Annotated in this window: 11 protein-coding genes; 5 read left to right on the forward strand and 6 right to left on the reverse strand. The window is 55.0% G+C overall.

Translation table 11 applies throughout. The annotated features are described in order from the left end of the window. Positions 1–53: 53 nt before the first annotated feature. Positions 54–1031, reverse strand: a complete 978-nt coding sequence (locus Q0835_RS27220; RefSeq protein WP_298966254.1) for a threonine dehydratase — start codon at positions 1029–1031, stop codon at positions 54–56. Between the two features lie 166 nt (positions 1032–1197). Here Q0835_RS27220 and Q0835_RS27225 point away from each other — a divergent pair, with 166 nt between their 5' ends. Further along, positions 1198–1968 carry an AraC family transcriptional regulator gene (locus Q0835_RS27225; RefSeq protein WP_298822598.1) on the forward strand — a complete coding sequence of 257 codons (771 nt, stop codon included), beginning with the start codon at positions 1198–1200 and terminating at the stop codon, positions 1966–1968. 24 nt (positions 1969–1992) lie between these two features. Here the strand turns inward: Q0835_RS27225 and Q0835_RS27230 are convergent, their stop codons facing one another. Next, entirely contained in the window at positions 1993–3135 is a 1143-nt protein-coding gene (locus Q0835_RS27230; protein WP_298822599.1) for an alpha-hydroxy acid oxidase, read from the reverse strand. Positions 3136–3154: 19 nt separating this feature from the next. Next, positions 3155–3931 carry a FadR/GntR family transcriptional regulator gene (locus tag Q0835_RS27235; RefSeq protein WP_298822601.1) on the reverse strand — a complete coding sequence of 259 codons (777 nt, stop codon included), beginning with the start codon at positions 3929–3931 and terminating at the stop codon, positions 3155–3157. A 249-nt stretch (positions 3932–4180) separates the two neighbouring features. On the opposite strand from Q0835_RS27235, the gene Q0835_RS27240 reads away from it, so the two are divergent. Next, the gene (locus tag Q0835_RS27240; RefSeq protein WP_298822602.1) at positions 4181–5425 is read left to right on the forward strand and encodes a DUF3422 domain-containing protein; all 1245 of its coding nucleotides are present in this window, start codon (positions 4181–4183) and stop codon (positions 5423–5425) included. A 59-nt stretch (positions 5426–5484) separates the two neighbouring features. On the opposite strand, the gene Q0835_RS27245 is transcribed toward Q0835_RS27240, so the two are convergent. Further along, positions 5485–5880, reverse strand: a complete 396-nt coding sequence (locus tag Q0835_RS27245) for a cytochrome c family protein (protein WP_298822603.1) — start codon at positions 5878–5880, stop codon at positions 5485–5487. A gap of 179 nt (positions 5881–6059) precedes the next feature. Continuing rightward, on the reverse strand, positions 6060–7001 hold the full coding sequence (locus Q0835_RS27250) for a LysR family transcriptional regulator (RefSeq protein WP_298822604.1): 942 nt from the start codon (positions 6999–7001) through the stop codon (positions 6060–6062). A 153-nt stretch (positions 7002–7154) separates the two neighbouring features. On the opposite strand from Q0835_RS27250, the gene Q0835_RS27255 reads away from it, so the two are divergent. The 3 genes from Q0835_RS27255 to Q0835_RS27265 are packed head-to-tail and all read left to right on the forward strand — an operon-like array spanning position 7155 to position 10254. Next, the gene (locus Q0835_RS27255; RefSeq protein WP_298966256.1) at positions 7155–8651 is read left to right on the forward strand and encodes an FAD-linked oxidase C-terminal domain-containing protein; all 1497 of its coding nucleotides are present in this window, start codon (positions 7155–7157) and stop codon (positions 8649–8651) included. An 8-nt stretch (positions 8652–8659) separates the two neighbouring features. Continuing rightward, positions 8660–9850 carry a glycolate oxidase subunit GlcE gene (glcE, locus tag Q0835_RS27260; protein ID WP_298966258.1) on the forward strand — a complete coding sequence of 397 codons (1191 nt, stop codon included), beginning with the start codon at positions 8660–8662 and terminating at the stop codon, positions 9848–9850. 44 nt (positions 9851–9894) lie between these two features. After that, on the forward strand, positions 9895–10254 hold the full coding sequence (locus Q0835_RS27265) for a DUF4870 domain-containing protein (protein WP_298822609.1): 360 nt from the start codon (positions 9895–9897) through the stop codon (positions 10252–10254). 73 nt (positions 10255–10327) lie between these two features. Here the strand turns inward: Q0835_RS27265 and Q0835_RS27270 are convergent, their stop codons facing one another. Then, positions 10328–10957, reverse strand: a complete 630-nt coding sequence (locus tag Q0835_RS27270; RefSeq protein WP_298822611.1) for a hypothetical protein — start codon at positions 10955–10957, stop codon at positions 10328–10330. Between the last annotated feature and the right edge of the window lie 125 nt (positions 10958–11082).

Genomic DNA, 11082 nt, shown 5'->3' on the forward strand with positions numbered 1-11082 from the left:
ATGACTTCTCGTGTTGAAGCTGTGGCCTTGATGCTGAAAGTGCGGCTGCGACGTCAAGCTTCGGGTGTTTCTCCGCGCAAGATCGTGCGCATGACGTCTTCATCGATGTTGCCGCCTGACAGAATGACGCCGGCTTTCTTGCCCTTCAGGTGCGCAGCATCTTTTTTCAAAGCTGCAAGTGCTGCGGCACCTGCCCCTTCAGCAAGATTGTGGGTGTCTGAAAAGAGTGTTCTCACCGCGTCCGCAATCTCGTCTTCTGAAACCGAGACGATGCGGTCAGCACCTTTCTTTAGAATGTCGAGTGCTGCTTTCAGCGGCTCGCGGCAGGCCATACCGTCCGCAAAGGTCTTCGCGGTCCGAGTCGTGACGATTTTTCCCGCGTCATGCGAAAGCTTGTAAGCCGGCGCACATTCACTGACCACCGGAACGATTTCGGTTTTCAAGTTGAGCAAATCCCGGACGGTGATCAGTCCGCAGGCACCTGACCCCATGCCGACGGGCACGTAGACGACATCCAGATCCGAACAGCTTCGGAATAGCTCAAGGGCATAAGTCGCAACGCCAAGGACAATGTTCCGATGGAAGGAGGGAACCATAAGATAGGTCCGCTCTTGGGCCACTGTTTCGGCGATTTTCCGGCTGATATCGAAATCACGTCCTTCAACGACAAGCTCCGCGCCAAGGGCCCGCATGGCCCTGTTCTTTCCCTCTGCATTGCCTTCGGGAACGACGAGAGTTGCTGTCAGGCCGAGTATTCGCGCCGCCAGTGCCATCGACTGGCCGTGATTGCCGCGTGTGGCCGAAATGATGCCTTTGGGGCGGCCATGGGCCTCAATGTGTTTTTGAATGTAGACGATTGAACTGCGCGCCTTGAATGCGCCTATAGGCGTGTGGTTCTCATGCTTGACCACGACTTCGAACCCGAACCGTTTTCGCAGCAGAGGCCAGGAATAGGCCGGCGTCTCAGGCACGATCTGGCGAACGAGAGGCAAAACCGCCTGCAAGTCTTCATGTGTAAAGAGCGTTGTCATTGTTGTTGTCTTCCTAGAATGCGAAGAATTGAAACCGGATTGGCGGCGAAGCTGGCTCTGTCAGAGGACCGGGTTTCGAGATGGCAGATGTCATCGTCGAAGTCTTTCAGGATACTGAACCACAACGTGCTTGAGCCGATTTCGCAGTTGGGTCAGATTGCCCCTGATGATTGTTCGTGAACCAAGATCGATTTACGTAGCCGGTCACCTTGCTAAGCTGCTTGCTCCGGGTCCTTATGACGCAAGTTATGTTGCTGCCGGTGACAGCATCGGTTTTGCCTTTGATGCCCAGACGGGCAGTCACGCAATCGGAACGGACAGAACGGCAACTTTTTTCAGGGATCCGAACACATATGCGGGGGTGCCAAAGGGATGTGATGTTCGCTCTTGCTCGCTCACTGGAGGTGAGTATCTTCTGGTGAGCGGGCCACAGATTGCGGTATGCGCAAAACACTATCGGTCCAATATCCGTGCTCATCGGACACGTGCACTTGCCGAACAACTCAGGCGCTGGATGCTGGCCGGTCAAACGCCAGACCTATTGAGTGCGGAAAACACATTTCGGCAGATGAGCGCGGTCGTTGCAAACCCGAAACGGGATCCGAAAGCGGCTAGATGGATGACACCGAGGCGCTTCCGGCAATTGACCGAGATGGTTGAAGCCAAGCTGGAAGGGCCGATAACGGTGGCAGCGCTGTCTGAAGAGATCGGCGTTTCGGCAAGTTTTCTGAGCCGCGCCTTCAATGCCTATTGCGGACAATCACCCTATGACTTCATCTTGAGCAGACGTCTGCAGCGGGCTCGCCGGCTTCTTGAGGCTACACAGCATCCTCTCGTGAAAATTGCGCTGAAGGCAGGGTTCTCCTCGCAAAGCCACATGACGTCGGTCATGAGAACTAGGTTGGGAGTGAACCCTACGATGATCCGGCGGCCCTGAGGCCGGTGCCGCTATGCCGCCGGTTCAAGGCGACATGACCAGGTTCTGACGGCCCACTTTGCTGATGTCCGTCTCGCCGCACAGACCCATGGTGACGTCCAGTTCCTTGTGCATGATTTCCAGAACTCTGGTCACACCATGCTTGCCCATCGCTCCGAGGCCATAAATGAATGCCCTGCCGATATACGTGCTGTGTGCACCCATCGCTATAGCCTTGAAGATGTCCTGCCCGGATCGGATGCCGCTGTCGAAGTGCACTTCGATTTTGTCTCCAACCGCATCAACAATGTCGCCGAGCACTTCATAAGAAGCCAGCGCTCCGTCGAGCTGACGGCCACCATGGTTGGAGACGACGATTGCATCGGCACCGAGTTCGGCCGCAATTTTGGCATCGTCGACGTCATTGATGCCTTTCAGGATCAATTTGCGGTCCCAGTGCTTTTTGACCCATTCGACGGAAGACCAGTCGAGTGTCGGATCGAACTGGCTTGCAGTCCATTCTGACAGTGATGACATGTCCTTTACGCCCGTGACGTGACCATGAATATTGCCGAAGCCATGTCGCTTGGTCTGCAGCATGTTCCAGCACCAACGCGGTTTCAGGCAGAGGTCCAGAAGCACATGCGGTTTCGGTTTCGGCGGTGTACTGAGACCATTCTTGATGTCCTGATGGCGTTGACCGAGAACCTGCAGGTCGAGGGTCAGAACCAGCGCAGAGCAGTCAGCTGCGAGTGCTCTTTGCATCAGACTTTCCGAAAAGCCCCGGTCCCGCATCACGTAGAGCTGAAACCAAAATGGATTTTTCGTGTTTTCGGCAACATCTTCAATGGAGCACACGCTCATGGTCGAAAGGGTGAAGGGCACACCGAACTCTTCAGCAGCCTGTGCTGCCAGAATTTCACCATCAGCATGTTGCATCCCGGTGATGCCCACGGGCGCTAATGCCACAGGCATGGTTACATCCTGACCGATCATCGTTGTCTTGACCGAACGATTGTCGATATTGCGGGCAACACGCTGACGCAGCTTCTGTTTTTGCAATGCTGTTTCGTTTTGCCGGTATGTGCTTTGTGTCCAGGAGCCGGTGTCGGCATAGTCATAAAACATTTTCGGGACCCGGCGTCTTGCCAGAGCCTGCATGTCTGCAACATCGGTCACAACGGTCATAGAAAATCCTCCGGGAAAGTCACGCGCGAGTGGAGCGCTTAAGGGGGGCGGTTCGTCTGAGGCCGGCCAGGAGTTCACGTTCGTCGAGTCCCTGTGCGTCAGCCAGCGTTCCGCGTACATAGTCGATGTGTTCTTCGGCAGCGCGACAGGCGCTGATTGGGTCACTTTCGCGAATGGCCTTTGCAATTGCACAATGCTGGTTGAGCAATTCAACACGGGCATTCGGCAAGTGGTAAAGGCGGCCTCGATTGTAAAAGACGCCGTTTTCAAGCAACCGGTAGCAGGATCGTAAAGTGTGCAGCATCACCACGTTATGCGCTGCTTCACCGACTGCATGATGAAAAGCCACGTCCAACAGGGCTTCGGATTTCAGATCTTCCGCATCATGCGCGGTCTGCATCTTTGCGACAATCTCGTCCAGACGGGCAATGTCCGAAGGCGCCGCGCGCGTTGCAGCCTGAGCCGATGCCTGACTTTCGATACTTCTGCGGAATTCAAAATAATCGCTGATTGCTGAAGGGTGACGGGCGATCAACTGCACGATGGCGTCGGAAAAGATCGGTCCAATGAGGTCACAGACGAAGGTTCCGCCTCCGCGCCTCGCTTCGATCAAGTGTCGTTCTTCCAGCTTCTTCAGGGCGTCGCGAAGTATAGGCCGCGAGACGCCGAGCTGTTCCGCGAGGTTGCGTTCTGCAGGCAGACGATCACCGGAAGACAGCACACCCTTCAGGATCAGATCTTCAATCTGGGCAACAACGGCATCGGCTGTTTTCTGATGGTCGACGGGCTGAAACATTCAGGTCTTGTCCTTTGAACGGACGGCAACATAGCGCTGGATTTTAAATTGGTCAATTTTTTTGTCCAATTTATTGTTGCTGAATTGACGCGATGGACTGCCAATAGATGCATGCGGCAAAAAACGCGGTTGGATTACCCGTTTCCCTAGGGGCAAGGTAGAGGCACGAGTTTTCTGTCAAAGTGAGGGGGTACTTTGGAACAGGTGTCGGATAAAGGATCGTCCCTACCCAACTTCCGGACGTCGCCATTGCGCGAACGCGTGTTGGGAGAAGTCCACGCACGCCCATTCAGACCGATCAGCAAACAACGGACTGTCTTGCATTATGCTTTCTTGACCAATGCGGATGAGGCAGCGGCAGATCATGAATGGCTAAAGGAGTTTTGTATTTCGCGCGGCGGCCACGGTCCCGCACCAGGTGCGCGCCACTATACGCTCGACTTCGGGGGCGGAACGCTCAGCTGGGAACAGCATGCGGAATTCACCACTTACACCTGGGATGGACTGGCCAATCCTGGTGCGATGTTCGCAAGCGTGCCTGCATCGCATCCTTTCGGCGTTGCTTTCAAAGCGCCGGGCGATCTTCTCGTTGCAGTTCGGCTGGAAGTCAGAGGAAGGCCGGAAAACGAGAGTTGGCGTGAATATTTCGATGAAGGAAGTCTCACCGTATCTCAGCTTGAAGACGGAGCGGCAATTGTCGCCACGGATTTTCGCCAGGACGGAGATGGCCTGACCCGGTTTGCGTTGTTCGTCGACACATTGAGCGACGTGCAGTCGGGCGCCGTTGTCCAGCGTCTCCTTGAAGTTGAAACATACCGTACGCTGGCAATGCTCGGTTTTTTTGAAGCGACTGGCCTGCAGCCGGAAATCAGACGGTTTGAAATAGAGCTGGCCGAACTCACGGAAGAGATGAAAGATGCGTCTGCGCTTGGCGCCAATCAGGACCTTTTGGACAAGTTTACGGCCCTGGCTGCAGCGCTTGAAGCCGGGGCAACGGCGAGCACGTTCCGGTTCGGTGCCAGCCGGGCTTATGCTGAAATCGTCAAAGCCAGGTTCATGACACTCCGCGAGGAGGCTGCTCCGGGAGATCTGTCCATGGCGGCTTTTCTAGCGCGGAGGCTTGCACCGGCCATGAGGACCTGCCAGGCGATTGAAGATCGTCAAGCCATGCTGTCACGCAAACTGGCCAGAGCGACAACACTTTTGCGCACACGGGTCGATGTTGATCTGGAACAGCAGAACCGTAGCTTGCTGCAATCCATGAATCGCCGTGCCCGGCTTCAACTTCGGTTGCAGCAAACTGTTGAGGGTCTTTCAGTCGCAGCCGTCAGCTACTATGTGGTCGGCCTGATTTCCTATCTTGCAAAGGCAGCCAAGGAAGCCGGGCTTCCGGTGCCAAACGCGAGCATCATGACCGGTCTCGCCGTACCGGCGGTGATCATCGCCATCTGGTGGACCGTGAAACGGATACGCAAGCATCACGGTGAGCATTAGCAATGAAAAAGGCCGGACTGTTGGCCCGGCCTTGTCGTTCATCTCAAGAAGCGGGGACCTTACTGGGTCGTACCGTCTTCTTGGTACTGCGCCATATAGGCAATTACGTCGGCAAGATCTGCTTCCTTGCGCAGTCCGGCAAAGGCCATCTTGCCTTTTGGAATGACTTCCTTCGGTTTTGTCAGATAGGCTGTGAGTGTTTCTTCATCCCACACCTTGCCGTCGGCCATTTCGACCAGCGCCTTGGAGTATTTGTAGCCCTCAATGGCACCCCAAGGGCGTCCTACGACACCGTTCAACTGCGGGCCGACCTTGTTTTTAGCGCCTTCGCCAACGGCGTGACAGGCAGCACATTTCTTAAATACTCTAGCGCCTTTTTCAGCATCGCCCTCGGCGCTTGCCTGAAAAGTAAGGGCCAGAAACACTGTTCCGGCGATCATCAGCAATCGCTGCATGGTTTACTCCCTCAAGTTGGGTAAATTGAAACCCGCCCACAACACAACAGGAAGTCCGGCCGCGATGCAAGCGACCGAAGGTCCAATTTACGTGAGCATTTTGTCGCTCAGGGAGAATACCTATAGGTTGTTTCGGTCGTTTGCAGGCTGGCGGCTTGACCGTGTTTGCGCGGCCGTCATCAACCGGCTTTTGCCCTGCTCGGCAGCCGCAACCAGTCCTCCAAACCAGCGTCCCAATAAGGCTCTGAACCATAAAGTCCGGCGAGGAAATCGATAAAGACCCGTACCTTGGCCGGAAGGAACTGCCTGCTCGGATAGACCGCATAAAGGCCAACGTCCCTGGACGCGCGATAGTGTGGCAGCAGCATTTGCAGCTTACCCTCACGCAACTCAGGTCCCACATCCCATGTCGACCGCAACGCGATACCGACCCCTGCCAGAAGGCATTCACGGATCACTTCGTTGGAATTCGTTTTGACCGGTGCGCGTGTACGTACCGTTTCGATCCCGTCCGGTCCCGCCAATCGCCACGGGTCCTGATTGGTGGACGCCAGTGTCACGTGTTCGCTCAGGTCTTCGATTGTCTCAGGCATGCCATATCTGGCGATATAGGATGGACTGGCGCACAAAACCCGATGCACTGGAGAAAGTTTGCGTGCGACCAGACTTGAATCAGACAGTTCAGCAATACGGATTGCCAGATCATATCCGTCTCCGACAATGTCGACAAAGTCGTCAGAAAGGTCCAGATTGACCGTCAGATCCGGGTTGGCGGTCAGAAAGTTGCCGAGATGCGGGGCAATGTGAAGGCGCCCGAATGAGGTTGGTACGGCAACCTTCAGGCTTCCCCTCGCTCTGGCCGAACCGCGGGAAACAAAGCTTTCGGCCTCTTCAACCGAAGCAATGATGGCAACGACCCGCTCGTAGAAACCTTGGCCCGCCTCGGTCATCGCGATTTGGCGCGTTGTCCGCTGGAGAAGCCGCGTGCCGAGTTTCTCCTCGAGACGCCGAATGCGCTTCGAGACCACGGCCGGTGACAGGTTCATTTCTCGTCCGGCTGCCGACATGCTGCCAGCACTCACCACTCGGGCGAAAATTTCCATGTCCGTCAGATTGCTCATTTTCAATCCCACCGAAAAATATTTATTATTTTCCGAACATTTCCCTCCGCCGCGATACTTGTCAGACTAGGGACGTGTTGCTTTGCCAGCTCTGGATACGCAGTAAGTATCTTTCCGGATCAGCGCAGGGCTAAAAATCGAGGAGATTAGCCCGTGACAGCGATCGCAATGCCCGCACCGGATCCGGAAGTGCTTGCCAGGCGCCAGGATATTTTGAAGGCCCTCCAGGCCATAGTGCCGGGGGAGGGCGTGATCCACGACGAGCGCGAAATGCGGGCATATGAGACCGATGCCCTGACAGCGTATCGCCAGTTGCCGTTGATCGTGGTCTTGCCCGAAACTGTCGAGCAGGTCTCGAAGATCCTGAAGTACTGCCATCAAAATGATGTGAAAGTGGTGCCACGCGGCGCTGGGACATCCTTGTCCGGGGGAGCATTACCTCTCGAAGATGGCGTGCTTTTGTCGATGATGAAGTTCAACCGTGTGCTCGATATCGACTATGATAATCGTGCGGTCGTCGTTCAGCCGGGCGTTACCAATCTCGGCATCACGCGCGCCGTTGAACACGAAGGTTTCTACTATGCACCCGATCCGTCCTCACAAATTGCGTGCTCCATCGGCGGAAACATTGCCGAGAATTCGGGCGGGGTGCATTGCCTGAAATATGGCCTGACCACCAACAACGTGCTCGGACTGGAGATGGTGTTGATCACCGGCGAGGTGATCAGGCTCGGCGGCAAACATCTGGACAGCGAAGGCTACGATCTGTTGGCTTTGATGACAGGATCTGAAGGACTTTTGGGTGTTGTCACCGAAGTGACGGTCAGGATCCTGCAGAAACCGGAAACCGCACGTGCGTTGCTGATCGGTTTTCCGAGCAGTGAAGATGGTGGTCGTTGCGTTGCAGATATCATCGCAGCGGGCATCATTCCTGGCGGTATGGAGATGATGGACAAGCCTGCCATTCATGCCGCAGAAGACTTTGTCCATGCCGGTTACCCTCGTGACGTCGAAGCGCTTTTGATCGTTGAACTCGATGGTCCCGAAAAGGAAGTCGACTTCCTGATCGGCCGGGTGGAAGAAATTGCCAAGGCCAACAAGGCCAGCCACATCCGCATTTCCCAGAACGAAGAAGAACGAATGACTTTCTGGGCCGGTCGCAAGGCGGCATTCCCTGCAGTCGGCCGGATTTCGCCGGACTATCTTTGCATGGACGGAACGATTCCCCGCCGCGAGTTGCCCAGGGTTCTCTCCCGGATGCGGGAGTTGTCGGACAAGCACGGCCTTGGCGTGGCGAATGTGTTTCACGCTGGTGACGGCAATTTGCATCCCCTAATTCTTTATGATGCAAACAAACCCGGCGAACTGGACGCCGCGGAAGCATTCGGTGCCGATATCCTTAGGCTTTGTGTGGAAGTCGGCGGCGTTCTGACGGGCGAACACGGTGTCGGTATCGAGAAACGAGATCTGATGACGGACATGTTCTCCGAAGAGGATCTGAAACAGCAGCAACGGGTCAAATGCGCCTTCGACGAGAAGCATCTGCTCAATCCGGGTAAGGTTTTTCCGGTGCTGCACCGCTGTGCCGAACTTGGCAAGATGCATGTTCACAAGGGGCAACTACCCTTTCCGGACATTCCGCGGTTTTGAGGGATCACATGGACGCAACATTCAAGCCGCAAACGGCGAAAGACGTGGAAGTCGCCGTAAAATGGGCGGCTGCCGAAGACCAGCCGCTGGAAATCGTGGGACAGGCCTCAAAAAGGAGCCTTGGGCGACCGGTTCAGACCGCTCATGTGCTGAACTTGTCAAAACTATCCGGGATCGACAGCTACGAACCGGCGGAATTGGTGTTGACCGTCAAGGCAGGAACGCCGATCGCCGAGATCGAAAAGCTGGTCGATGAGAATGGACAGGAATTGTCCTTCGAGCCAATGGATTACGGTCCGCTTCTGAATGTCGATGCAGGACAGGGAACTGTGGGTGGTGTTCTTGCCGCAAACCTGTCGGGACCGCGCAGGTTGAAGGCAGGCGCGGCTCGGGATCACATCCTTGGCATGGAAGCTGTTTCGGGTCGTGGAGAAATTTTTAATTCCGGCGGCAAGGTGGTGAAGAATGTCACGGGCTACGATCTGCCGCGAGCACTCTGCGGTGCATTCGGTACCCTGGCTGTGGCCACGACGGTGACTTTGAAGGTCAACCCGAAACCGGAAACCTCGGCGACGTTCGTGCTTTCCGGGTTGGGTGCCGCACGTGGCATCAATGCCCTCTGCAAGGCGATGGGGTCTTCCGCTGAAGTTTCCGGTGCTGCGCATCTGCCGGCCGGAATCGATGGAGACATAAGCAGGACGCTGTTGCGTCTGGAGGGATTTGAAACCTCCGTCGACTATCGGTTCAAAACCCTTGAAGACCTTCTGAAAAGTTATGGGCCTGTCACCCGGATCGAAGAACAAGACAGCAGGAAACTCTGGCAGACAGTCAGGGACGTTCGCCCGTTCGCAGGCGTGGACAATCCTGTCTGGCGGATTTCCGTTGCACCGACGGTTGGCCCAAAACTGGTTGAGCTCCTTGAAAAGGAACTGAAAATCAACGCGTTTTTCGATTGGAGCGGCGGGCTCATCTGGTTGATGTGTCTGGATGGACTTGTCAATGATCAGCATATACGGGCCGCTGTTGACTCTGTTGGAGGTGGGCATGCCACACTTGTGCGGGCAGTTCCGTCCATCAGATCAAGCGTCGCCGTTTTTCAGCCCCAGCCGGCGCCTCTTGCGGCACTTTCCAAACGTTTGAAGGAACAATTCGATCCAAAAGGTGTTCTAAATCCTGGACGTCTGGTCATGGGCGTGTAGTTTGTTTTACATTTCCAATCGTATTTTTAATTGCGGAGCGTGAAATGGAAGATAAATCCGATGTTGCCGGCTACATGGAGCCGGGCGGCAAGAACGCCACACTTGTCTATATCCTTTATCTGGTAAATATCATTGTGCCATTCACCGCGATTGTCGGCGTAATTTTCGCCTACTTGAATCGCGGCAAAAGCACAGGCTGGGTCGAGAGCCACTACACGTATCAGATACGCACTTTCTGGATCGGGCTGTTGTTCGGTATCGTCAGCGCGTTGCTGACCATTGTCCTGATCGGCTTTCTGATGATTATCGCGGTGCTTATCTGGATGATCGTGCGTTGCATCAAAGGGCTTCAGCTGGCGGGGCGCAACGAGCCTGTGCCGAACCCTGAAACCTGGATGTTCTGATCCGGCTATCTGCCAACGACGCCGACACCCCAAACCTTTGGCAAAGGGGTGCCGGCGCGTGTCTAAGGTGACGTCAGCTGGCCGGTAGGCACTTGACGGTGACGTTGTAGCCGTAGCCGTCACGCTGATGGGTCGTGTTTTTCAAAGACCACTTGTTGTTCTTTGCCTTGTTTTTTCGGGCCGCGACCGCGTCCAGCTCAAAATAGGCTTTTGCCGACACTGTCCAGGTTTTGCCGAGCGCTACTGATTTCTTCATGCCGCTCTTGATTTTCTTGTCCAGATTGAGCGAGCAGGCCTGTACCGGGTCCCAACCTTGCCATCTGATTTTCTTCAGCGGGATCGTTGGTTTGTAGGAAATTGAGACAGTGCGTTTCGATCCTGACCCGACATCGCGGTTCTGAAAACTTTTGCTCCAAAGCGACCCATCTCCTTCGAAATAGAGCACGTTTTTGAAGGAGCCAACTTTCATCGCGACAATGCGTTCGCCGCTGGTCGCCTTGCCGTAAAGGCGCAACAGGAAGCGATGCGATTTGGATTTGATCTTGGTGTAATTGTAGGAACTGGCGGAAACTTCGACAGGAATGACGTCGATGCCGTCGCGTTTGACTTCTACCTTTTCGATCCAATCCTTGGCCAGTGCGCCTGTTGCGAGACTGGTAAGGGCGGCGGTTACAAAAAGTGTCTTGGCAATTTTCTTAAACATAAAAAGTCCTCAATCGGGGTTAATCGGCCCACTGACGAGCACTCTAGTTGTTCAGTCCCGGCATTTGATGGATCGGATTAAGTCTGAAACGATCAGGTTCTGAAGTCCATATCTTGCAAATGTAT

The sequence above is a fragment of the uncultured Roseibium sp. genome (assembly GCF_947499295.1).
Taxonomy (GTDB): Bacteria; Pseudomonadota; Alphaproteobacteria; order Rhizobiales; family Stappiaceae; genus Roseibium.

Bases quoted from the DNA above. Each gene is read 5' to 3' on its own strand.
- Q0835_RS27220 (WP_298966254.1), bottom strand. From the start codon at position 1,031: ATGACAACGCTCTTTACACATGAAGACTTGCAGGCGGTTTTGCCTCTC.
- Q0835_RS27225 (WP_298822598.1), top strand. From the start codon at position 1,198: ATGATTGTTCGTGAACCAAGATCGATTTACGTAGCCGGTCACCTTGCT.
- Q0835_RS27230 (WP_298822599.1), bottom strand. From the start codon at position 3,135: ATGACCGTTGTGACCGATGTTGCAGACATGCAGGCTCTGGCAAGACGC.
- Q0835_RS27235 (WP_298822601.1), bottom strand. From the start codon at position 3,931: ATGTTTCAGCCCGTCGACCATCAGAAAACAGCCGATGCCGTTGTTGCC.
- Q0835_RS27245 (WP_298822603.1), bottom strand. From the start codon at position 5,880: ATGCAGCGATTGCTGATGATCGCCGGAACAGTGTTTCTGGCCCTTACT.
- Q0835_RS27250 (WP_298822604.1), bottom strand. From the start codon at position 7,001: ATGAGCAATCTGACGGACATGGAAATTTTCGCCCGAGTGGTGAGTGCT.
- glcE (WP_298966258.1), top strand. From the start codon at position 8,660: ATGGACGCAACATTCAAGCCGCAAACGGCGAAAGACGTGGAAGTCGCC.
- Q0835_RS27265 (WP_298822609.1), top strand. From the start codon at position 9,895: ATGGAAGATAAATCCGATGTTGCCGGCTACATGGAGCCGGGCGGCAAG.
- Q0835_RS27270 (WP_298822611.1), bottom strand. From the start codon at position 10,957: ATGTTTAAGAAAATTGCCAAGACACTTTTTGTAACCGCCGCCCTTACC.